Origin of the sequence: Nostoc sp. NZL (assembly GCF_015714705.1) — a bacterium.
Lineage (GTDB): Bacteria > Cyanobacteriota > Cyanobacteriia > Cyanobacteriales > Nostocaceae > Nostoc > Nostoc foliaceum_A.
Map to the genome: position 1 here is coordinate 25,054 of NZ_WBKL01000138.1, position 25,271 is coordinate 50,324.

General features: G+C 40.0%; 18 protein-coding genes. 1 reads left to right on the forward strand and 17 read right to left on the reverse strand.

Features of this window, described 5'->3' with window-relative positions:
* Positions 1-85 precede the first annotated feature (85 nt).
* From F8R90_RS19595 to ilvN, 15 genes are all read right to left on the reverse strand, one after another.
* A complete protein-coding gene (locus F8R90_RS19595) occupies positions 86-1,261 on the reverse strand; it encodes a glycosyltransferase family 4 protein (protein WP_196512066.1) in 1,176 nt (391 codons plus the stop codon).
* Positions 1,261-2,322: an NAD-dependent epimerase gene (locus F8R90_RS19600; protein WP_230966491.1), complete on the reverse strand. Its 1,062-nt coding sequence runs from the start codon at positions 2,320-2,322 to the stop codon at positions 1,261-1,263. The genes F8R90_RS19595 and F8R90_RS19600 overlap by 1 nt, the downstream gene beginning before the upstream one ends.
* Before the next feature lie 10 nt (positions 2,323-2,332).
* On the reverse strand, positions 2,333-3,613 hold the full coding sequence (locus F8R90_RS19605; protein WP_196512067.1) for a nucleotide sugar dehydrogenase: 1,281 nt from the start codon (positions 3,611-3,613) through the stop codon (positions 2,333-2,335).
* A 437-nt stretch (positions 3,614-4,050) separates the two neighbouring features.
* Positions 4,051-4,230, reverse strand: coding sequence for a hypothetical protein (locus tag F8R90_RS19610; protein WP_196512068.1), 180 nt, complete (start codon positions 4,228-4,230; stop codon positions 4,051-4,053).
* Between the two features lie 173 nt (positions 4,231-4,403).
* Positions 4,404-6,014 carry a DUF4091 domain-containing protein gene (locus tag F8R90_RS19615; RefSeq protein WP_230966493.1) on the reverse strand — a complete coding sequence of 537 codons (1,611 nt, stop codon included), beginning with the start codon at positions 6,012-6,014 and terminating at the stop codon, positions 4,404-4,406.
* A gap of 297 nt (positions 6,015-6,311) precedes the next feature.
* Positions 6,312-8,261 (reverse strand): asparagine synthase (glutamine-hydrolyzing), encoded by a 1,950-nt coding sequence (gene asnB / locus F8R90_RS19620; RefSeq protein WP_196512070.1) that lies wholly within the window; start codon positions 8,259-8,261, stop codon positions 6,312-6,314.
* 14 nt (positions 8,262-8,275) lie between these two features.
* Entirely contained in the window at positions 8,276-9,415 is a 1,140-nt protein-coding gene (locus tag F8R90_RS19625; RefSeq protein ID WP_196512071.1) for a glycosyltransferase family 4 protein, read from the reverse strand.
* A complete protein-coding gene (locus tag F8R90_RS19630; protein WP_196512072.1) occupies positions 9,412-10,632 on the reverse strand; it encodes an O-antigen ligase family protein in 1,221 nt (406 codons plus the stop codon). Before F8R90_RS19630 ends, F8R90_RS19625 begins: the two co-directional genes overlap by 4 nt.
* On the reverse strand, positions 10,613-11,761 hold the full coding sequence (locus F8R90_RS19635) for a glycosyltransferase (protein WP_196512073.1): 1,149 nt from the start codon (positions 11,759-11,761) through the stop codon (positions 10,613-10,615). Before F8R90_RS19635 ends, F8R90_RS19630 begins: the two co-directional genes overlap by 20 nt.
* 150 nt (positions 11,762-11,911) lie before the next feature.
* Positions 11,912-13,051 (reverse strand): glycosyltransferase family 4 protein, encoded by a 1,140-nt coding sequence (locus tag F8R90_RS19640; RefSeq protein WP_196512074.1) that lies wholly within the window; start codon positions 13,049-13,051, stop codon positions 11,912-11,914.
* Positions 13,052-13,086: 35 nt separating this feature from the next.
* The gene (murJ, locus tag F8R90_RS19645; protein WP_230966495.1) at positions 13,087-14,448 is read right to left on the reverse strand and encodes a murein biosynthesis integral membrane protein MurJ; all 1,362 of its coding nucleotides are present in this window, start codon (positions 14,446-14,448) and stop codon (positions 13,087-13,089) included.
* 38 nt (positions 14,449-14,486) lie between these two features.
* Entirely contained in the window at positions 14,487-15,281 is a 795-nt protein-coding gene (locus tag F8R90_RS19650) for a hypothetical protein (RefSeq protein ID WP_196512076.1), read from the reverse strand.
* A 47-nt stretch (positions 15,282-15,328) separates the two neighbouring features.
* A complete protein-coding gene (locus tag F8R90_RS19655; RefSeq protein WP_196512077.1) occupies positions 15,329-16,363 on the reverse strand; it encodes a glucosamine inositolphosphorylceramide transferase family protein in 1,035 nt (344 codons plus the stop codon).
* A 65-nt stretch (positions 16,364-16,428) separates the two neighbouring features.
* Complete coding sequence (locus F8R90_RS19660) at positions 16,429-18,447, reverse strand: polysaccharide biosynthesis protein (protein WP_196512078.1); 2,019 nt, start codon at positions 18,445-18,447, stop codon at positions 16,429-16,431.
* A 1,250-nt stretch (positions 18,448-19,697) separates the two neighbouring features.
* Positions 19,698-20,216 (reverse strand): acetolactate synthase small subunit, encoded by a 519-nt coding sequence (ilvN, locus tag F8R90_RS19665; protein WP_190895404.1) that lies wholly within the window; start codon positions 20,214-20,216, stop codon positions 19,698-19,700.
* Between the two features lie 343 nt (positions 20,217-20,559).
* Between ilvN and F8R90_RS19670 the strand changes: the two genes are divergently transcribed.
* The gene (locus F8R90_RS19670; RefSeq protein WP_190895405.1) at positions 20,560-20,928 is read left to right on the forward strand and encodes a BON domain-containing protein; all 369 of its coding nucleotides are present in this window, start codon (positions 20,560-20,562) and stop codon (positions 20,926-20,928) included.
* Positions 20,929-20,997: 69 nt separating this feature from the next.
* On the opposite strand, the gene F8R90_RS19675 is transcribed toward F8R90_RS19670, so the two are convergent.
* Both F8R90_RS19675 and F8R90_RS19680 read right to left on the reverse strand, forming a co-directional pair.
* Positions 20,998-21,951, reverse strand: a complete 954-nt coding sequence (locus tag F8R90_RS19675) for an alpha/beta fold hydrolase (protein WP_196512079.1) — start codon at positions 21,949-21,951, stop codon at positions 20,998-21,000.
* Positions 21,952-22,039: 88 nt separating this feature from the next.
* Positions 22,040-25,271: WD40 repeat domain-containing protein (locus F8R90_RS19680; protein WP_269141777.1), on the reverse strand; the 3,232-nt coding region annotated here is incomplete at its 5' end.

Genomic DNA, 25,271 nt, shown 5'->3' on the forward strand with positions numbered 1-25,271 from the left:
CTTATTACCATTCATAAATAGATCCTTCAGTCTTAAAGTATTTTTTCCCTCTTATTTGCGCCTATAAGTGAAATTTTTTCCCAAATCACTTTTCAAGACATATTGGATAAACGCCTAAATCTTGATAGTACTTATTGAGTCGTTCAAAAACTAATCTTTCATCATATGCAACTTTGACCCGCTCACGGCTAGCTTTACCATAAGCTTGTCGCAATTCATATTTAGATAATAGTGTTTTCAAAGCCTCAGCTAACTTTTCACTATTTTTAGGTGGCACAATTAAACCAGTTTTTCCATGTACTACTGCTTCTCGACATCCTCGAATATCTGTAGTAACAACTGGTAAACCCATTGACATTGCTTCTACGATAGATCGGGGTAATCCTTCATGAGTGAATGTAGGCAGCACAAAAATATCTAACAGCCCTAACAGTTCTGGTATATCTTGACGTTCGCCTGTCAGAGTAACATGTTGCTCAATTCCTAAAGTGTGAATTTTTTTTATCAATTCTGTGTGGAAAGGTTCAGGATCACTACTTAGTGGAGAACCAATTATTAGAACTTGTAGATTAGGGAAGTAAGGGAGTAATTTGGCTGCGGCTTCAATCAAATATCCACTTCCTTTTTTATGGATTATACGTCCAATTGTGCCAATAATTAAGTCTTTACTATCAGGAATCCCCAATGATTTTCGTAATAGTGTTTGATGTGTGGAATTGAGGCGATCGCGTTTAAAACGATCAATGTCTACACCGTTACCCAAATAACATACTTTTTCCGATGGACAAAGACCTAATTTTTTAGCTGTGGCTATATCTTCATAATTTTGGGTAAGGATTAGATCAGTTATAAAAGCAGCAAGTTTCTCAACAATAAAATAAAACCCGTATTGACTAGGTGAAGATTGATCATGAAATGGAAAACCGTGAGCAGTGTAGACAATTCGTTTAACACCAGCCAGTTTCGCTGCAATGCGACCTAATACAGCAGCAATTGGAGTATGTACATGAACAAGGTCATACCGATTCTTTTGAATTAATTGCGTCAGTTGATAAATACTTCTCAAATTCAAAACAGGAGATATCTGACGATCAATTAAAATTGGATGAACTATATATCCTTGTTGTTGTAATTCTTCAACCTCTGAACCTGGAGAACAAGCTATTTCAACCGATAGATTATGAGACAAAAAGTAATCAATTTGAGGTCGTAAAAGCGCCTGAGCAGTACTTCCAACTGCACAGATATGCAGTATTCTCATTATTTACTACTCCCCACTCTCACCCAAGAATTTTGAGTTGATCGAGTACTCGTGTTCTGATAATAAGAACAATACCAAGCTACAAAACGTTCAATTCCTACCTCAATAGGCGTACTAGGTTTAAAGCCTATATCCTTGACTAGATCATCAATATCCGCATAGGTAACGGGGACATCACCAGGTTGTAAAGGTAGCAAATTTTTTTGTGCTTTCATTCCCAAACAGTCTTCCAGCACTTCTATAAAGTGCATTAATTCAACTGGTTGATTGTTACCTATGTTGTAAATTTTATAAGCAGCCTTACTTGTACCTGGGTCGGGTGCATCTCCCGACCAGACGATATTTGGCTCAGGGATTTTATCCATCACTCGGATAATACCCTCTACGATGTCGTCAATATATGTAAAATCTCGGCACATCTTACCGTAATTAAACACATCAATCGGTTGCTTTGCCAAAATTGCTTTAGTAAACAAAAACAGCGCCATATCTGGACGACCCCACGGCCCATAGACAGTAAAGAAGCGGAGTCCAGTTGTTGGTAGACCGTATAAATGGCTATAACTATGAGCCATTAACTCGTTAGCTTTTTTGGTAGCAGCATATAAGCTAACTGGATGGTCTACATTGTCGTGAATAGAAAAGGGTGTTTTAGTATTAGCACCGTAGACAGAACTAGAAGAGGCAAATACCAAGTGCTGAACGGCTGAATGGCGACAACCTTCGAGGATGTTAATAAAGCCCACTAAGTTACTGTCTATATACGCATGAGGATTCTTGATGGAGTATCGGACACCAGCTTGTGCTGCTAAATTGACCACCACATCAAAGCGTTGTTCGGCGAAAAGTTGGCCTATAGCTGCTGAGTCTGCCAAATCCAATCTATAAAAACTAAAACTTGGGTTTTCCTCTAGTTGAGCTAAACGGTCTTTTTTAAGGAAGACATCGTAGTAATCATTGAGGTTATCTAGACCAACAACTTCATCACCTCTGGTTAATAGGCGTTGGCTAAGGTGAAATCCAATAAAACCAGCAGCACCAGTGACTAAAACCTTGACCATAATATTTTTCCTATAAGCTCCAGTAATGAATATGGGGTGGTAGTGTAGTTTGGCTAAAAATGGACTTGATATCCATTAGCACTCCACCTGGGCGCAAACAGTTGAAAAGTTGTTTGCAAGGCATATCTAAATAAGCCTGATGACTGACTGCAAATATTACTCCGTCTAAATCAGATAGGTTATGCCAATCTACTAAATCAATGCCATATTCCTGGTATGCTTCATCAGGATCTACCAGAGGATCATGTAAGAGTGGTTCAATACCAAATTGCTGTAACTCGGCGACCATATCCGGTATGCGACTATTGCGGATGTCGGGTACGTTTTCCTTAAAGGTGAGACCGAGAATTCCTACCCGCGCTTCTTTAATCGATAGGTTAGCTTCAACTAAAAGTTTGACAAAACGCTGACCAAGATAAGTACCCATACTGTCGTTAATCCGACGACCGGCTAGGATGACTTCGGGATGGTATCCCAGTTCTTCTGCTTTAGTAGTTAGATAGTAGGGATCAACCCCAATGCAGTGACCACCAACAAGTCCTGGTGTGAATGGCAAAAAGTTCCATTTGGTATTTGCAGCTGCTAAAACGTCGTGGGTACGGATACCAATGCGATCGCATATTAGCGCCAGTTCGTTCATCAAAGCAATATTCAAGTCTCGCTGGGTGTTCTCAATGACTTTGGCAGCCTCAGCTACTTTAATTGAGGAGGTGCGATACACACCCGCATCAATAATGGTCGTGTAGACACTTGCGACTCGTTCCAGAGTTTCGGCATCTTCCCCAGCTACCACTTTGACAATCTTTTCTAGTGTATGAGCTTTGTCACCCGGATTAATCCGTTCTGGAGAGTAGCCCAGTTTGAAATCAACACCCAGCTTTAAGCCTGATACCTTGGCCAAAGTCGCTCCGCAGATATCCTCTGTCACCCCTGGATACACAGTGGATTCGTACACCACGATCGCTCCAGGTTGTAGCACTTTAGCAACGAGTTCAGAGGCTTTAATCAGCAAGCTGAGGTCAGGGTTATGGTTGCGGTCAACAGGAGTTGGTACAGCAATCACAAAAAAGTTTGTATCTACTAGATCATAAAGGTCGGAAGTAATGATTAGGCTAGAGTTTCTTAACTCATCGGTGGAGACTTGACCTGTGCGATCGTGACCTTGATTTAAACTTTTAACTTTCTCTAAATTGATATCAAATCCAATAGTATTGGGAAATTTTTTAGCAAATGCCAGGGCAACGGGTAGACCAACGTAGCCAAGGCCAATAACTGCAATGTGGTTGCTCATGTCTTAACAGGAATATATTCAAAATATCCGAACTTTGACAATTGCCATTTTGAGAATTGGCAATTTTTTGATAATTAAGATAAATCTCGTTTTTTAATTTTGGAATTTGAGGAAAGTTAATACAGCAATTATCGATAATATCTCACTTTTACAAATACGCTGGGCTATTATAAATCGCGCTTCATCTTGCATACAAACGTAGTCAGACTAAGCGGACTCTAGGAATTCGAAACCAACGGAGGTGGGTTTTGTCTATATAGCTGCGAATTCCATTCGCCAGGGCAGGCGTGTTTTTATAAAAGTGAGATGCTTCCGCAATCCTCTTCTTCTACGTCAATTTTGTAGTACTTTTTTATTTGAGTAATGCCAATTTGGCGAAGCTTCTACAAATAAAAAGACATAACCGCATCTATTTAATTGTCTGCCTGTATTTATTCTTACTTTGATGCTTTGTTTGGCAAGCGGTCAGTTTGAAATACGTAAGCATCATCTTTCAAATCTTGCTCTGCTAATTGATGCCCAATTTCTTGATCATTTATACTGACTTCATCAACTTTGAGCACTTGGTTGACAGAAAAATTATTACCGGAGTCAATGCCTTGCTGTTGAAAGTTCATCCTGTCTAACTGACTAATATATTTGTTTGGTTATTAAATCTAGGATTCCCTATCGTTTAAATAATGTAACATTCATCTTTCCCAAACCAAAAACTCTAGTTTTTAGCTTGTGTGACCAACATATCATCCTTTTTAATTGAGTTATAAAAAGGGGACAAGTAATTGCAAATTTTTTAAGATGCTGATTGAGAAGAGAGCCTCTCTATTTCCTCACCCAACTGTCGCCGGACTGATTCAAGCAGATTTGTATCCCGCGTCCAGTTCTTCCAGTCAAGACCGACACGCCGAGCTAATCGAAGCCCCCATTCTTGGCGATGTCTAGGATGGGCTACGCCTACGCCATTTTTGAGAATTTCGAGATATTCGTAATCTTCTACCCCTTCTCTGAGCCACTTAAGTCTCATGGAAGGGACAACTCCTGTCAAACCTACCTGTTTACCAGGATAAAACAACATCCCTTCACCAGGATAATAGTCTTTCTTCTGGGAATAAGTTTGAATATCCTTCCACGGATCTTTTGTCCATAGGTCAACTCGCCAGTATAAAATCCCTGTCAGTCCCAGGCTTTGGCTAATGAAGCCTGGGTGAATTCTGTAGTTGATTGGTTCAAAGTCTATTTGCCATTTAGGAGAGTAGCCATCCTGTACCAAAGCGTTGTAAGACCAAACTTTGTCTCCTTTTTGCAGAACCTCAGATATTTGTTTTGGAGCCTCATCATAAGATTCTGGCAATACTACCCAGATATCTACAGCGGAACGTCCAGTTCCAGAACCATCATCATAAAGCGCGGGTGTAGGAGTCATGGCTAGAGCTGTTGCGATTCCAGCTTGGTGAAAATTTCGCGCCCATTCCTTTACTGGTTTAATCAAATTTGGACAGTTATCAATTTCATCAGCATATCTAGTGTAGAGAAATAGGCTAGATTCATGTTTAGCAGCAGTAGTTTTAATCTTTTTAAGAGAAGGGGCTGGAGACATTTTGCAAGTACTAACGTTAGCCCCGCTCCAGAAAGGAAGACTCCGAGAACGGAGTCCCCAACGTTTCATTAATTCAGGTTCATCTGCTGGATCAAAATGCGCGTCAGGCATTAACTTATGTTTGAGAAGCTCTACCATGTCGCTTTTATCTTGATGTTCATAGAATGTAAATTCAGAATTGAGCGATGGTTTTATAGGTAACTCAAAATTCCAAACTTTCAAGTTAATTTTTCCTGCGATCGCTCCTTGGTCACTGCTAACAGTGAAAGTTCCCTGATATTGACCGGCTTGAGTGTCGCGGGGTACAAAAATGTCTACCCAAATGGGTTGGTTATTCCTAGCTTTGAGGTTGAATGGAACTGCATCCAATTCAGCACCTTTAATATCTGCTTGGTTTTCAGGATTAATAAACGGAATTAGTCCATCGGCATACCATCCAGTACCTAAAGGTGGATTGCTACTGCCTTTCTTGTTAGGGCTGGAATGAGTAACATGGACGTAATGTTCTCGGTAAAGTGTAATGTTCTTATTCGGAATTACCTGATTGTTTGGGCCAGACAAGTCAGAGACTGAAACGTTGACGTTTGTGAGGCCACTATTAGGTGCCCGGATTCCGATTTGAAATGGTTCATATTCCCCACGAGCGGCATACAAATCAATGCTAGTTTTATTTTTTGGTAGGTCTTCTCGTTTTATCCTTTCTAAATTTGAAGTTACCCATACGAAGGGATGATCAGCGAAGGATGAGTTGTTAGCTAATAGGTCGATGCTTGAACAAGCAAATAAAGTCAATGCTGTTCCTAGCATCCAAATGATAAGTTTGAATTTGTTAAAAAGCCTTGTTTTTCTTTTAAAAATATGTGACATTTCAAGTCATCCTAATTTATTAGAATATGAATCTGCTTTTTTTGACGAACCGCAAAGAGCGCAAAGGGCACAAAGTGTAAAAAGAGAATATTTCATAAATGTTTGAGTATTGGTATAGTAATGATGGCTAAACTTCTCACTAGAAACCTTTAATTATTTACGTCGTTCTACTTCCGTGGCTAAGTTTTTATTTGGGGTCTAAATAGCCTAATGTAACTGTTTTGAATTTTGAATTTTTTAATGGTTTTCTTCTAACCAAGCCTGAAACATCAACACATCCCACAAATCATTTTGCCAGTCTCGCTCAGATGAAAGATGTTCTGCCCATTTTTGGCGAATTGGTTGTGGGTTCAAAAATCCTTCTTGCTGTAGCCGACGTTCATCTAGGAGGGCTTCTGCCCAGTCTCGTAAAGGAACACGCAACCAACTATCAATCGGCATCCCAAACCCCATTTTGGGGCGCTCAATCAGGTTTTTAGGTACATACTTATCCAAAATTTGACGCAATAGCCACTTACCCTGACCATTACGGATTTTCATCGACAATGGTATGCGCCAAGCTAATTCCACTACGCGGTGATCTAAAAATGGTATCCGACTTTCTAAGCTCACACCCATGCTGGCTCGATCAACTTTGACTAGGATATCGTCTGGGAGATAATTCACTGTGTCGTGGTACATCATCTGTGGGATGAAGTCGGGTAACTGCGTTAATTGTTGGCGATCGCAGTCGTTCATCAAAGGCTTTAAACTATTTACTACTAATGCTTCTCGCTCTTTCCAATGAGAAATCATGCCTGTGTACAAAGCTTTGGCATCAGAAACCGCCAAGATTTCTGCAATCCAGTGCAATTTATCCCCAGGAGTAGGTTGCTTGAGTTTAGCTGGTAGTAAGCTATGAAAGTTAACCAAACCACGATTCCAAGTTTGAGGCGATAAGCTAGACAGGGTGCGTGCAGCAGTCTGGCGCAAGGTTAGAGGTATCCAGCCAATTTTCTGCCAAGTGCTGTCACCCCAAAAATAGCGTTTGTATCCCGCAAAAAGTTCATCGCCGCCATCCCCGGAAAGGCTGACTGTTACATGCTGTTTAGCAAGCTGGGATATTAAGAAAGTCGGAATCTGGGAATCGTCGGAGAAGGGTTCATCATAAAGTGTCGGTAGTTTAGGAATGACAGCAAGTGCATCTTTTGGGGTTACATAAAGTTCTGTATGGTCTGTGCCTAAGTGCTGTGCCACTGCTTTGGCATAATGTGCTTCATTGTAGCTATCTTCATCAAAACCAATGGTAAATGTTTTCACCGGTTGGCTACTTTGAGCTTGCATTAAGGCTACCACTATGGAGGAATCAACCCCTCCTGAAAGAAAAGCTCCTAATGGCACATCTGCAACCATCCGTAGTCCTACAGCATCTTGTAATAATGCTTCCATCTGTGCAACAGCTTCCATTTCCGACCCGGTGAAGGGTTCATTAACACCCAACTCTGCGGCTTTTATTGCAGACCAGTAGGGAACAGGATTAGGGTGAGTATCCACGCCATTCCAAGTGAGGACTGTTCCCGGTGGTAACTTATAGATGCCTTCGTAGATTGAATAGGGTGCAGGTACGTAGTTATTTCGGAGAAACACTGCTAAGGCATCACGGTTGATTTTCGCCTGGAAAGCGGGATGGACTTTCAGGGCTTTTAACTCGGAGCCGAATAGAAGGGTTTGACCCATCCAACCATAATAGAGAGGTTTTTCACCCAAGCGATCGCGCCCTAAATGCAAAATTCGCTCTTGACGATCCCACAAGGCAAAGGCAAACATCCCATTGCAGCGCCCAATTGCTCCATGTAATCCCCACTGACTAAAGCTAGCCAGCATCACCTCAGTATCAGAACGTCCCCGAAAATGATGGCCTAGTGATTCAAGTTGACACTTTAACTCTAAAAAGTTATAAATCTCGCCATTAAAAACAATTACATACCGACCATTCGCAGAGATCATCGGCTGATGTCCTTCTGGCGAAAGGTCTACAATCGCCAGTCGTCGATGCCCCAAGGCAATCCCTACCTCTGCATCAACCCAACTCCCGCCATTATCTGGCCCTCGATGTAACAGTGTGTCTGACATCTGCTGAACCACATAAGACAGTTCATCAGAGTTGACTCGTCTAGAAATATTCCAAAAACCAGCAATGCCACACATTGAATGTTAGCCTTTCAATTTAGTTTTTTTGCAAGCACGTTGTCGTATAGCGCCTCATATTGAGCCACAACAGAGTTTAAAGAAAAACATTCGATCACCCTTGCCCGTGCTGCTTTTCCTAAAGCTTCTCTGCCCTCCTTACCTGTATCTATCAATGCTTGCCAAGCATTCGCTAATGCCTCTGGATCTCTTGGAGGCACAACTTTTCCTGTATCACTAACAATCCAAGCCGAGTCTCCCACATCTGTTACTACACAAGGAACACCACAAGACATAGCTTCGCCAATTACATTAGAAAAAGCTTCTCCAGAGGAAGAGGAAGAGGCAATATCGAAAGCAGCAGTTAAACGGGGCACATCATGACGTTCACCTAGTAGATGTATCTGTTTAAGAAGCCCTAATTCATGGATTAACTCAAATAAAATATTATTTTGCCAATCTACTTGATTGCCAGCAAGAACAAATTGGACATTGGGATAATTCTTAAGTAGTAATGCCGCAGCCTGAAGAAAATTAAAATGATCTTTTATCGGATGGTAACGACCAATCATACCAATCAGTAAAGCATTTTCAGGGGTATTTAGTTCTGAACGAACACTGAGGCGAGCCTTAGCTGATGGTGTGAATTTATCTGTTTCAAACCCATTGGGGATTACGCAAGTTTTATCGATAAGATAACCACTTTTTTCATGTTGTTCAGCACTATTTTTAGAGTTATAAATAATTTTTTTAGGAAACTTGGAAAACTGAGCACACAGTTTAATAATAATAGTTGTTTCCGGCTTCTCTAACTCTAAAGAATAAAGAGAATGACGCACATTCCATAAAATTGGCACCTGTTTGAATATAAAAAGTCTGGCAAACTGTGCAGCTAAGTTTCCATGATACATCCAACCTTGAATTAAGTCAGGTTTGAGTTTACGTACTATGTGAATCAATTGCCAAATGTTAGCTAATTTAGGTTTTCCTTGTTTCATTCCAATGGTGTAAATAGGAATACCTAAAGTCGCAATGCGATCGCCCCATGTACCACGATCCATCAAAGAAATTACAACTGGACTAAACTGCTTTCTATCTATTCTGGAAAGAAGTTTATAAAGCATGACTTCAGCCCCGCCCGTGGAAAGTCCTGTAATGATATAAATTATTTTCATAATGGATTTCCTACTTTAAACCTTTGCTCTAACTGACTTGCCGCAGTCATAGCAGCCATTAATGAGAACATTATTAAAATGTAGCGTTCCTCTAAAATATTATGGCTAAATAGTCCCCAGAGAAGAATAAAAGCAGCAAAAGCCAAGCCAATATATTTACTTTCCCCATGTGCGTGTTGTGTAACTGCATATACTAAAACAGGTAGAATAAAAGCGCCTAAAATCCCGTGATCGGTCATATAGTATAAATAAATATTGTGTGTAGATATTCCCATATTCCATGTTAAAGTTGAGCCAATTCCATTACCGAGAAATGGATGTTTAGTAAACATCTGCCAAGCTAACTGAGCCACTTCTAAACGAGAATCAGCAGAGTCTTCAGAATCAGAAGCTGAAATGTTTTGAAACCATGAAATTCTTTCAAGAGAATTTTTATTCAAGCTCAAGTTTTGTAATACTTCTGCTGACCACTGTGAGCCTAAGCTTATAAATATCGTTCCTATTCCCAGCACCCAATAAAGTAATTTATTAGGATGCAATACACGGGTGATGGTAAAAATAATAACTGTAACTAACCAGCCAAGAATAGCTCCTCTAGAAAATGTCAACAACACCCCAATACCAATGATAGATACGAAAGGTAAACGATATATTGGGTGCAATAGACTCACGCTAAAAATCATGCCAAGTACTAACGCTGCACCATCATTGTTAGGATTTAAGTAAAATCCAGCAGACCGGCCACCAGTACCTAATGAGTTAAATGCAATTGGGTTAAAAAATTCGTAACCGTTATTGAATACAGCCATTAAGACTGCGATAAAAATTGCCCATCTAGTCCAGATGTGAATATCGTTATTGCTGGAAAAAATTAGGGCCATGATTATAATAAATATTACTGACAAAATCCGCTTTCTTAATTCTTCAACAACAATTTCACCAGGTATCGATAATAATACGAACCATAATAAAGAGATAAATATAAAGCCAAGGCACCAAGTAATTACAGGGACTGGAATGTATTTGGTTTTTGTAAAAAGCAATGGAGTGGAGGCTAGAGCAAATAACATGACCCAAAATAAAGGAGGTTGAGAGAAGCTTCCTGATGTATATAAATAGGAACTAATTTCTGTAAAAAAAGTGAAAATAGCACTTACTGCCAGGACACATTGATAATAAAAGAGTAAATCGTATTTTTTATTTAGAGATGAATTCATGAGATATATCAAGTAAAGCAGCTTCGGTTTTAAGGACTAATTTAGCTACTGAGAAATTGTCAATAATTCGCTGTCGAATTTGAGTGCGATCGCACTCATTATTACCAAGCTTTTCTATCAACTTTTTCATAGCAGTTTTCAGTGCTTCTGGATTTTTAGGAGGTACTACTACATCCATATCACCAACAATCAAAGCGGAATCACCTACATCTGTTACTACGCAAGGTACACCGCAGGACATCGCCTCTCCAATTACATTCGGGAATCCTTCTGTATAGGATGAAGAAACAACAATATCTAGAGCGTTGTAAATTGCAGATATATCAGCACGTGCTTTTATCCAGATAACTTGATTAGAGATACTTAATTCATCAGCCATCTGACGTAGTTCTCGTACATAGTTTTCCGAGCCACTACCCACACAGACAAAACGCACATCCTGTCTATCTTTAAAGAGTAATGCTGCTGCTCTAAGAAATGTGGGATGGTCTTTCCTTATATCTAGTCGCCCCACCAAACCAAGCAAAATCGTGTCTTCAGGAATTCCCCACGATTTTCGTACTTTTATCCTAGCTCCTTGATCGGGTTTAAATAGTTCGATATCAATACCATTAGGAATTACCATCATTTTGTTAGAAGGAAATCCATGAGTCAGGTAATATTCTCGACCAGCATAGGAATTGACAATAATCAGCTCAGCAAAGCGGGCTAAAAGGCGCTCTAATCGGAAAAGCAAACGCCCTAACCAATTGTAAGAATTAGAATCTACATTAGATGAGCGTATTCCCCAAACCATGCGGGTTGAAGGAAAAAATGGCTTTAAGAAGATAGTGAATAAATTCGGTATCCCAATATATCCATGCAATACATCAGGATGTATACGTTGAAGATGCTTAACAAGATGTAAAAAGAAGCCAAATAAATGCCAACGTCCTTGTTTATCTAAACAGATAATTGGGATATCACTATCTTTTAAGTCTTTATCTAAAGATAATAACCCACTAGGGTAAAAGCATAAAATGGTTATATCAAAGCATTGTTTGTCAAGAGCTTTTACCAGCGTCACTAATTGCCTTTCTGCTCCTCCATAGTTAAGGTCACGAATAAGGAATACAATTTTCTTTTTCATATATTTAAAAATAAAAATTTGTTATTAATTTTCAGGATTTCTTTTTAATAACTTTCTGGCTTTTGACGCATCTGGAAAACCTCTCTCTAAATCTCTCTCCTAAAAGGGGAGAGACTTTGAATTTTCCCACTTCCTGCGTCGGGAAGAGGGTTAGGGAGTTAGATTTTTTGTGGGCTTTTCCACATGACCCAAATTGTTATTAATAATCTGAGCTAACAATTGTTCCCACATCCCCATTATTTTCTCTACACTGAATCGTTCGATTATTTCTGGCGCACGAACAGCTAAAGACTTCCGTTCTTTTTCGTCAGACATTAATCGTTCCATTGCTGCGGCTAATGCTGACACATCTTCATTTAGAACCAAAATGCCATCTATGCCATCACGAATAATCTCTCGTGGTCCACTGGGACAATCTGTAGAGATGACTGGTAACCCACATGCCATTGCTTCGCAAAGGGCATTAGGAAAACCCTCAAAGCGGGAAGACATAATAAAAATCTCCGCTTGCTGCAAAAAACCATAATTATTTTTCACCATTCCAGGAAAATGAACGCGATCGCTCAATCCAAGTTGGTTACGCAAAGCTTCCAACTCTGGACGTAGTATGCCATCTCCTAAAATAGTCAATGTCCATTCTGGATAACGATCCTTCAGTTGTGCAAAGGCTTGCAGCAACAGATCAAAGCCTTTCTCTGGGACAAAGCGTCCCATCGCAATCAGCGATCGCTCTCTTAAAACCTTGTCTGATAAATGTTTTTCTATAGGTGGTAATACAACCATATTAGGGATAATACAGCTATTAGTTTGCAGCTTTAATGAAAAAGAATCTCTTGCTCTTTTAGTTTGAAAAACAATCCGATCTGCAAATGGATAAGTTTGTTGTCGTAGTTGTTTCCAATTTCCACCTAAAGAACTTTTGCTCGGATTACTGCGTTCAGACACTACCACTGGTATATTCAAGTATCGTGTTGCGAGTAAAGTGATCACATTAGTTTTAGATGTGAAGCTAATCACAGCATCTGGGGCGCTGTTGATAATTGCATTTCGTAATGTTCCGATGCGCTTCAAATTATTATAAATACCGATAATCACATTGGAAGATTTGCTAGCAATGCCTAATGGAGTGTAAAAAACACGATTGTCTAAATCAAATTGGGATATTTTATTATCATCAAATGTCAATATAGTAATTTGCCATTCCTTGGCTGCCCAGTAATTTGCCATGATTGACATGACACGTTCTGCACCACCATAAGTAAGTGAATAAATAATCAGTGTTAGCCTCATTTTTTAAAGTAAATATTTAACAAATAATGTTGCTTTTAATTTTCAGAAGCACTTATTAGTTTTTTGTTGACATAATACGTTAAAAAGCAGAATGAAAAAACATAAACACAAGTAGTAGATAAAGCAATACCTATAACACCAAACCATTCCATGAAAACATAATTTAGAAAAATATTGATAGCTAAGTTACAAGCAGAACCCCACATCAATATATGATTTAATTGCATTGCCGAAATTAACCTCACAGCCAAAATTCCTGCTACATAAAAAGGTATTTGTAAGGCAAAGGAATTTTGGATTTGAGCTACTAAATAAGTATCATTAGCTGTAAATGAACCTCTTTGAAAGAGGATCTGAACTATAGGCTCGGAAAATATAAACAAGAATCCTGCTAGTAGAGTAGTTGTAACAAAAATGATTTGCATATATCGTTTAAGTGTGCGACGTGTACCTATCCAATCCTTAGAAGCTACCATTTTGGAAAAATAGGGAATCACAGCAGTACTTAATGCTGTGGTAGCTAAAGATATCGGGAAGGCAATTAGCTTGTTACCGTAACTCAGTGCTGCTACGCTACCAGGTGACAGCATTGCTGCCATAGATTGATCTACTAGACTTGTACTACACATCAAAAAACCGCCCGCAATCATTGGTAAATACTGGCTAACAACCTGATGCAGATGAGGATCAAACCCATACCATTTTGGAAGCCATGAAATGCCTTGTCGGTGCAGTGCTGCTCCTAAAAGAGTTATTTCTACTGCTGCACCGCAGACTAGCCCTGCTGCTAAAGCGAAAATACCCCAAGATTTAAGCATCAAGAGCAATAGCACGCTAATAGTTGGAGTGATAATTGGTGACAAAGCTGCTAGGGCAAAACGCTCTCCTGCATTCAATACAGCACCCCAGATGATAATAATCCCACTTAAGAGAACAAAAGGTGCGATCGCACAGAGCAAACGAAAAGTCATATCTAACTTTTCGGGGCTGAACCCAGCAGCAATGTGTGGTAAATACAGGGGTGCACTAGTTACCATCAGTATCGTCGTGATTCCTAGCAGTCCCAAGCCGCTGATTGTGGCTCCACAGAAAAGCCTTTGAGCCGCCTTTATACCTTCCTGTTCTCGCACCTGCATATAAGTAGGTATAAGAGCAGTATTAAAAGAACCAGCAATTACATTGGTGATAAAAGAAGGAACTAACAAAGCAATTAAAAATGCATCTAAATCGTCCCCAGTACCAAATCTCTGAGCAACCACCAATTCTTTACCTACAGCCGCCACTTTAACCAATGCTGTCAATAAACCAACTATCATCGCTGCACCAAAAATTTGGCGATTGATAGAGCCGCTTGTCAGTTGCTTCCAGTAATCAACTAAGCTTTGCAAACGCCACATTTTCATACCGCAGTTGAAACGATTTAGAATTATTCAATCTAAAATTTAAAATTCGATAAACGTGGTAACGGTAATTGAGATAAACTCATATAAATTTTCAGCAAATGTAAATATAGTTTGCCCTTCATCGTGATGCCATTAATACAGTTAAAGTTCTTGACAATCTCTCCACCAAATTTCTCTTTAAACTGATTAATGCCGAGTTTTTCCTGATCTGTATTTCCGGTATACCAGCCTCCAAAATCATAAACCGAAATTCCTAAATTTTTAAATCTCAATATATCCTGCCAGTGATGGTAACGATTTGCCCGCCCTAAAATCGATTGATAGGAAGTATCGTTACTATTTTTAAGTGATGCAGAATGCAAAAGACGAACTCTATTGTTACTACGATAATAAACATGCCAAACTAAAGATTCACCATTTTTTAGCTTGACATGTGAAATCTCAATTACCCCAGCATCTATACGATTTTTTAGCTGGGTTCGATTAATCTTGTTTAAACCTTTTTGGGTGGCGAATAAATCATAAAAATCTGAGAATTGATTGAAAGTCTTTGAGTCAATATTCTCCCAGGTTTCATATATAACTTCATCTTTTTGCTCTGCTCTTCTAATTTTATACCTATCATTGCTACTGATACTTTCCCAGAGTTCATCATGACTTTTGGTTAAGTCAATTAACCTTGTGTAAAATTCATCAGACTGGCCACCTTTAATGGGGTGTATCCATTGCCTATAATGAAGTACATCCACATTACCTAATTCTTGCGGAGCTTCATCAAACCAGACTTCTCCTACTGAAAAGATAAATTTTTTTGTGACAATCAACATGTTTTTTCCTCACTTTGTGTTTCAAACTAAACTCATTAATGCAATAACTATAAATTCATAATTTTGAAACAGGAAGTTAATCCTTTTCGCACAAATGCTCGGATTGAATATGGGTCAATCACAAATCGATAATGCTTTCCGTCCACACATGCTATCCATTTATTTTTGTCAATTTCGTGAGGATCAATATGGTGCATACCGATTTGATTCCAACCTAACCCACTTGCTTTGAGAACTGGATTCTCTCTAACTTGTTTTTCTTGATAATTTGTTGTTGTCAGATCAGTTATTTCAAGAGCTAGAACTTTATTCCCATAAATTCGCTCACAATCCTGGGTATATCTAAGAATTTTGTCATCAGTTACTACAACTCTACCGGCTGGTCTTGCTATATTTTTATTCCCCTTTATAACAGGACTTTTAGGATGCTCAATCCAGGAATCCGTCAAGTTTTTAGAATAATAAAGACGGAGAGTATCTCTAGCTTCTGATGTTGCAGTCAATAGCCACCACAGATTATTGTATTGAAAAATGCTAGGGTCTACAAAATCATTTTGATCGAGTAAGGTTTTTATAAATGTCCATTTTGTCGGAAAACTAGTTGCTTTATATAAACGAATAGAACCAGCTTCAGAAGTTTCTGGAATCATATAATATTCGTTTTGGAATTTGAATACGTATGGATAAGACAAATGGAACGGCTCATCAAGTACAATTTGTTGGTAATTCCATTTATATGCATCAGTGCTAGTTGCTAATCCTATTACTCCTTTATTCTGAAGACTATTCAATACTTCAAAGAACATATACCAAATACCGTCCTCACAAACCATAAATGGATCAGCAACAAAGTTGGCTGGAACATCTGTGATATCCTTAGCAGTCAAAACTGGATTACTAATTTTTTCTGGAGAAGCAAAATCAAAAAGAGATTCGCCTATATAAATTCCAATTGACCATTCACTTCTTCTTTTAACAAAAGTCTTGGCTATATTTTTCATGCCAGCCAAATATCTATCTTTAAGCCTAAATACTCTATTGGATACCTGTGAATTAGTGTTGAGCTTATAGGTTTTGTACATATTTATTCTGCCGAGTCAGGTAGATTTTATTGATATTTACGACCAACAGTCTTAAGTTATTCTCCTTACGGTTTCATCTGTGCCAATATTCTGACAGAAGTATTACTGGAAATAGTTGCTGCTGTATAACTTTCTAAGTGTTTGGGTTTATATCCTGGTACTAGTTGCTGAAGGAGAAACAGGATAAAATTCGTATCGTTTTTAGCTGCTGCTTGACATAAAGTTTCTACAGTAATAGACAGATTTTCTGGAATCATCCTACTAGCATTTTGGGCTACTAATAGTTTTTCGTGTTGAGTTGGTTCATATTCTTCTCCTGGAAGAAATAATTCCTCAAATAACTTTTCACCTGGGCGTAGACCAGTAAATACAATTTCAATATCTTGGTTTATTTCGTATCCTGAAAGGCGAATTAATTCTTTGGCTAAGTCAACAATTTTCACGGGTTTACCCATGTTCAACATTAAGACTTCACCACCACGACCAAGTACAGTAGCTTGCAAAACGAGTTGAACTGCCTCTGGAATAGTCATGAAATAACGACAAATATCTGGATGAGTAACAGTTACTGGTCCGCCTGCTGCAATTTGTTTTTTAAAGGTGGGAACTACACTACCTCGACTGCCTAAAACATTGCCAAAACGCACAGTTACATAAGGCTTACCGCTTTCTTTTGCGGCTTGTAGCACCAACATTTCGGCGACTCTTTTGCTAGCACCCATAACATTGGTAGGATTAACTGCCTTATCTGTAGAAATCATCACAAAATGTTTCACATTATATTGCAGTGACAGTTCTAGTAAATTTTTTGTCCCCATTACATTGTTGGTGATTGCTTCTACTGGATTTAATTCCATTAGTGGGACGTGCTTATGAGCCGCAGCGTGGAAAATTACATCAGGTTTGAATAGCTCGAATGCATGTTCTAATCGAGACTTAAAGCGGATATCAGCAATGAAGGTAGAAATACGAGGAGTGTTTTTTGGTGATTTGCCATCATTTTCGAGAACTTGAACAAGTTGTTCTAGTTCTTGTTGGATATTGAACACAGAATTTTCTCCATGTCCCATAAGGATCATTTCAGCAGGATTGCATTTAAAAATTTGACGGCAAAGCTCGCTACCAATTGATCCACCTGAGCCTGTGATTAGTACTGTTTTATCTTTAAGGAATTGAGCAACTTGCTCAATATCAATTTGTACAGGTTCTCGCCTGAGTAAATCTTCAATACGTACATCCCGAATGCTGTCAACTCGCACACGACCATTGAGGATTTCATGTATGCCTGGTAAAGTGCTAGTTTGAGTTCCAGTTGCTTTGCAAATATTTAGGATTTCCCGAATGACTCCACCTGTAACTGTAGGCATAGCAATGATAACTTTATGGATTTTGAGAGATTTTAAAACATCAGGAATTTGATAGCGATCGCCTACTACAGGAATCCCGCGGATGTATGCACGAAATTTGCGCGGATCGTCGTCAATAAAAGCAACAGGATGAAACCCCAGTTGAGGATTTCTTTGCATTTCTTGTACAAGCGAAACGCCAGCATTACCAGCACCAACTATCAACACGCGGTCTTGTGGCTTAAATACTGCACGTTGCTGACTGATTTTTTCTACAATCCGAATACTAAAACGCACTCCACCAATAAAAATACACGAAAGTAACCCGTCGATTAATGGTAATGATTGTGGCAGTGTATTCAATGTTAAGTATGGTATAAATCGCATTGCATCAAAGAATACTGCTTGAATGACTACCGCAATACCCATTAGCATCGTTATATATAAAAGTTCCTCAATACTCGCATAGCGCCAGTAAAGTCTATAAAAACCAAAATTCCAGAATACAGTTAGTTTGACTGCTAAAAAAAGAATTGTTGCAATTCCTAATTCTGCTTTATACTCTTGGATGTAAAAGTCACCATTTAAACATAGATTTAGAGCTATAAAGGCGGTAAATGAAAAAACAATAGTATCAAAAACAAACAAATGCTTATTTTTTAAATCTAGCAATTTGATCAATAAGCTGCGAATTAATTTTTGAGGTAGCCAGTGAGAAACAAATAATAAGCAATCCATGTATGTAAAAGCCTCTAGGATAATCTATGTTAAGTAGAAATATTCCAAGTTTATTAAGACAAGAAAATCTAGTCAATTGATCAAAGATAAAGGATGTTTGCAATGTGAAACTACCCTAGAAGAATAATCTTTTTAGGGAATTTAAAATGATAGCAAGTATTTAAATTGATACTGCAACTTTAATGCCTATATGTCAATATATTTCTGTTGTAGCTAGAATTACATCTCTTCATTTAAAATTTCTTAATTACATACCTTTCTTAGGAGATATCAAGATTTAAATAAATCCTATTTATTTATAAATAAGATTGTTAACCACAAAGCAAAATTTGCCGCCCCTAAAGTATTTGGTATTTACAAAACTGTTGAAGAGGATTTTTACTAAGCTTATTAACTTTGTAGCAGTTTCTTATCAGTTACGTCATGCCAAATTGGCGTAAATTGTACATATAAAAAGACATAACCGCATATGCTTAATTGTATTTTAGTAGTTATTCTTACTTCTTAAATCAGGAAACCCGCTCAACTCATCGGTTTATTGGTACGTGTCGATGGAATAGATCAATGTGACTTTTCACTGTATCTGGAAAACCTCTCTCTAAATCTCTCTCCTAAAAGGCTACGGTGTACACACAAGTAATATCTGAAAGAGTTTCAGGCGTTATAGACCCCTTAAATTGTCATTACGAGCGCAGTGATAACGGAGCGAAGTAATCACATAATCCCGTAGTTACAGCGATTGCTTGTCTACGACACGCACTTGCGTTCGTCGTTCCTCCTCGCTGCGGACAGGCTTTCAGAGCGAGAGCACAACCTAAAGCTAGAGGACGAAACCAAGTGTCAGGTAGAAATTCAGGACTTGTGTGTACACCGTAGCCTAAAAGGAGAGATACTTTGAATTTTCCCCCTTCCCGTGTCGGGAAGGGGGTTAGGGGGTTAGGTTTTCATGGGCTTTTCCACATGATGTGAAAAGCCAGATTGATCAATATAGTTCAGTTAGCGTCAAAAACCATAAACTGCGTAGGTTGGTTTCTAGCTTGCTTGTCTAGTAGGGATACGAAGTGAAACCAACAAATCACCGAAAATGTTGGGTTACCCTGCGGGAAGCCGCTTTACCTCTATGTTCCTCAACCCAATTTAGATTCTCTTTAACCCAAGCGTATTGGTTTCTGCATGCAACAAACGTTAGGGGCGCACAGATGTTCGCCCCCACAAGTTGATTATTTAGAAGTCTTTATTTAAGTTCCCAACTAAACTTTTGCTTCCAAAGACTTGAGTAACTCGGTATTCACACCCGATTCACGAGTCAGGGCAATTTTGCCAGTGCGCGCGATTTCTCTCAAACCAAATTTTTGCAACACCTGCACGATCGCTACCATTTTACCTGGATCTCCCACAACTTCTAAGGTGAGAGAATCTTCCGCCACGTCCACGACTCGCGCCCGGAAAATCTGAGATAGTTCGATCACTTCTGAGCGATTGCTGGTACTAGCATTCACCTTCAAAAGCATCAATTCCCGCTCTACGCAAGGAGTTTCGGTAATATCCTGTACTTTAAGGACATTGACTAACTTGTATAGCTGTTTGGTAAGTTGCTCGATAACGCGATCGTCACCAGGTACAATCATCGTAATTCGGGAAACTCCTCCCTGTTCAGCAGGGCCAACAGCAAGGCTTTCAATATTAAAACCACGACGAGCAAATAAACCAGAAATGCGGGAAAGAACACCCGCCTCATCTTCTACGAGAACTGAAAGGGTATGTTTCATCTTCGCCAACAGAGGCTAGAACAGGATTTGAGTAAGGCAGAGACTAGTACCGCTTTGCAGAATTCACTCATTCAAAATTCAAAATTCCTTGAGTTTTAAACTCTTGACATTTTGTCAAATGTATGTGTTTTTCTGTTGTGGCGTACTACTGCACTAATTGTAAGTGCGACCTTTTATTGTAAACTCAATAGCTGCACTCATCGCACTCTCAAGATAAATTGAGCAGAAATCATACTGCAAGGAGGAATTTTATTGAATGCATCTCTTTTCATTGGCAGATGCGGCATTTTTGTAAAGCTTTTATACTCAGATTTAATGAACCTCTAATAGGAGAAAAATTTTTATGAGTTGGTTAAAAAGACTATTTGGAATGGAAAAACCTCAAAATGCAGAAGTAAATCCTACTCCGCAGTCAATAGCGCAAGCTCCTAGTGCTAACGTTGCGCCTACTGCTACTCAATCGATACCCCCAGAACGTGTGGGATTAAGCGGCGAATATGATCAAAGTGGATTGGCAAAGCGGGTAGCTTTAGCATTTGATCAAGATCCCCAACTCGATGATGTTAATACCCTTTGGGTTGCTCAAACGGGTAGCACTGTAGTGTTGAAAGGTAAAGTTCCCAGTCAAGAAATTCTCAACAAGATGATTTCTGTAGCCCGTTCTGTGCATGGCACTACAAATGTTGACACTAACCAAGCCACGATTGGCTAGGTGTTAAGGAATTAAAAATTCAATAGTGGCGATCGCACTGCTTACCCCATCGCTTCCATTGCATAATATTTAGGGAGTAACCAATGGTTGGCGATGCCTGCGGCGGGCTTCGCCTATACTAACCCACCTCTCAATCCTATCTAAAATAGCTTGGTTGACTTGTTCAGGGCATTCGTCATGGGGACAATGCCCTACATCCTCCAAATTCAGCACTTCCAACTTTTCGTTGTACTGGGCGAATTGGCTAGCCAGGGCTGGCGGAACAAACCGATCCTTTTGTCCCCAAATTAACAACATGGGAATTGTTAAGGTTGGTAATACTGTCTTGACACTGGGACTAAAGTTAATTCCGATCGCAGCTTTGAACAAAGCACTAAAAGCCCTCGCCGAACCTCTATCTTGGGGAGGCCCTGCTAAAATTTCTATGAGTTCATCGGTAATCGCCTCTGGGTTAGCGTAGGCAAGACTAGCCCAGCGACGCAACACCCCAGGACGGCGCACGAAGTTAAATACAGGTTTCAGAATCAACGGCGAAGCGACAATATTTTTAATTGCTCTAACAACTGGTTGCAGCACAGGCGGAATTGCTTCTTGCTCTAGTGAAGGGTCGGGTAAACTCATCATCACCATACCCAGCACCATATCGGGGTGAGTGGCGGCGGCGGCCATCGAAATCAGTGAACCGTTGGAATTACCTATTAATATTGCTGGTTCACGGATAAATGTTTTCCAAAAATCGTAAACCTGCTCAACCCAGAGTTCGATACTGTAATTAGCTGCGGCTTTTTCAGAAGCGCCAAAACCCAGCATATCGATGGCGTAAACTGTATGATGCTCACCCAACACTTCTAAATTATGTCGCCAATGACCAATGGAAGCGCCAAAGCCATGTAGCAATATCAGGGGTGTTGTTTTCTGGTGATTTTGGCTAGGGCGAATGTAAGTGTAGCGGGTTTGCCAGCCGCGCCAAACCCAATCCCTTTGATTACCAACCCGTTCTTGCCAGTGTAGTGTAGTGGTCACACTTACCTCCGATTTATCAGCGTGAAATTCTATTATAAAAAATGCCTGAAAACCCCGTTACTTCAGTACCGAAGACTGGAAGTCCTGACTATTGACATAGCTCACGATCGCTTTTTGTCACTTTCTGGTTAGTCTTAAAATAATCCTGTAGTAAATCGCAAGCCCGCGACAGTAATTTTTCTAGTTTGATATCTTCCAAATCCTGAAAAATTACTGTACCGCTAGCACTTCCTGCGGCCAGAGTCTTACCGTCAGAACTGAAACTAATGCTGGTTAACTCACCTTTATCACCTTTCAAGGCAATCAGCAGCCTCCCTTCTCGGTTCCAAATCCTTACTTTGTCATAACTGCTAGCTGCCAGAGTCTTGCCATCGGGGCTAAAACTCACACTGATGAAACTATCGCCATCGCCTGTAAGATTATTTAGCAGATTCCCGTCCCGGCTCCAAATTTTGGCCGTGCTATCAATACTAACTGAAGCGATCCCCTTACCATCAGGTGACCAAGCAACCCCATTTACCCGGCGACTATGACTATTTAAGCTGTATAGCAATTTACCATCAATACTCCAGATTTTCACGGTTTTATCATCACTGGCTGAGGCTAGCAACTTACCATCTGGGCTAAAACTTACCCAATTCACTGCATCTTGATGTCCTTGCAAGGTGTTGAGTAGTTTACCCTCATGACTCCAAAGCTTTACTGTTTTATCTTTACTAGCCGAGGCAATTACTTGACCATTAGGCGACCAAGCTACACCCAGGACGGTATCTTGATGTCCTTGCAAGGTGTTGAGTAGTTTACCCTCACGACTCCAAAGCTTTACTGTTTTATCTTTACTAGCCGAAGCAATTACTTGACCATCGGGGCTGAAACTAACTCCCCAAACTTGACCTTGATGCCCCGTGAAAATACGGAGTAGTTTACCGTCTCGACTGAAAAGTTTTATAGTTTTGTCTTGACTTGCTGCTGCTAAGGTGAGATCGTCAGGGCTAAAACTGATACTAGTTATCCAGTCATCATTCTCGGCTTTGGGTTTTCGTAGTAACACATCGTCCCAACGCCAGAGTTTAATAGTTTGGTCTCGACTTGCAGAAGCAAAGGTGCGGTCGTCTGGGCTGAAACTAACGCTCTTAATCCAATTATTATGTCCCTTCAAAGTGCCGAGCAATACACCTTCAGAACTCCAAAGTTTGATCGTCTCGTCGGTACTTGCTGAAGCGATGGTGTTACCATTGCGGCTAAAACTGACGCTGGTAACTCCAGCAGTATGCCCTAATAAAGTTCTCAGTAGTTTACCCTCCAGATTCCACAGTTTGATTGTCTGGTCTAAACTAGCGGAAGCAATAGTTTTACTATCGGGTGACCAAGCTACAGCCAAAACTGCATCATTATGAGCTAGGAAGGTTTTGAGCAACTCACCGTCCCGGCTCCAAAGCTTGATGGTGTTGTCAGCACTCCCAGAAGCAATGGTCTGTCCATCGGTTGACCAAGCGACACTTAAAACTGTACTGGTATGTCCGTTTAAAGTTTTGAGTAATTTCCCGCCCTGACTCCAAAGTTTTACTGTCTTGTCTGTACTTGCAGAGGCAATAAGCTGACCATCAGGGCTGAAACTAACACTATTCACCAGAGCTTGATGCCCTAATAGAGTGGCTAGTAGTTGACCTTCTCGACTCCACAGTTTCACCGTCTTATCTTGACTAGCAGAAGCAAGGATTTGATTATCAGCGCTGAAACTGACGCTATTGACTACATCCTCATGCCCCGACAAGGTTTTGACTAAGCTACCATCAGGATGCCAGAGTTTAATTGTAGTGTCTGCACTAGCCGAAGCAATTAAAGAGCGATCGCGACTAAATATAGCACTATTTACCCCAGATATATGCCCGTGGAAACGATTGTACTCTCTTACCCCAGAAATTGCTTGATAGAGAGTCGTTAGCACTTGTTTTCTTGTATGAGAATCTACCCAGATTGCTTGTTGTAATTTTTTTCCTGCCTTCAAACCTTCCTTTAAGGCATCGATACCATTTTGTGAGGCAAAGAGGGCTTCACTTGATACACTCAGGGTTTTAATTTCGCTATCTACTGCTGTGAGCATAGAGACACTTAATCCGAATATGGCAAGTACAGAAGCAGTCAGGGCGATTGTCAACAAACGATTTAATTTACTTTCACTGAGTCTTTGTGCTTCTTGACTCTCTACTAGCCGCGCCATTAATATTTTTAGGTGCGGCTCTCCTTGCTGGCGAATAAACGTAGCTATGTAGTCATGTACCAGTTGATAACGGTCAAAAGGATTCTCTGGTAACAAAACCACCAAGCCAGATTTGACAAAAATCTCCAACACCAAATCTAATTTATTGCTATTTGTGGTTGCATCTGCGACTAATGCTTGCAAATCTCGTTCCAATTCAGCGCGAGTCTTCAGGGGGCGAGTTCCTTTTTCATCTGTGAGCAAATACAGTAATAATTCCGCCACCTGCTGATTTTCAACACCGCAATCATTAACAACTTCATCCAAATAGCGCTTAACCAGTTCTTCTTTAGTACCACGCTGCTGATATTCTGCCAGAGTTGTAATATTCTCCGTTTGCAGTTGCGCCCCCACTACCTGTAACTCAATGGGACGCACTTCACCCAATTCCCCGGCTAAATCTTGTACGAGTTGTTCAACTAAAGCAGGTTGTAAATGAAAGTTAGCTTTCTCTGTTAAACGCTGGATAATTAACTTCGCATCATCAGGCGAGAAGTTCCCCAACTTGTAAAGCACATTATTACTGAGAATGTCATTGCCAATAATCTTCAGGCTAGGCAAATCATTGCACTCTAGCAAGTAATGGATATAATCGACCCGCAGCGATAAGATAACCTTCAGCGATAGAACATTCAAACATTCTCCCAGAAACTCAAAGAATTGCTTCCTTTGGGCTGGTTCGGTGTAAACAAAGAAAAATTCTTCAAATTGATCAAAAATTAGCACTGTGCGGAGGTTGTGCTGTTCGTTTTCGCGGAGTTGGGAGAGGAGGGAGTGGGGAGTGGAGAGAGACGCGATTAATCGCGTCCGTACAAAGTGGGGATTTTGAGTATTTGAGGTCGAAATTCCGAGTTCCGAGGTCGAAGTTCCGAGTTCCGAGGTCGGAGTTCCGTGTTCCGAGGTCGGAGTTCCGAGTTCCGAGGCTGAAGTTTTGAGTTCCGAGGCTGAAGTTCCGAGTTCAAAGGTCAAACGTTGAGGTTTTGAACTCAAAACTTGAAATTCTAACTCTCCCTTGTCCCCTTGTCCCCTTGTCCCCTTGTCTCCCTCATCCCCCTCATCC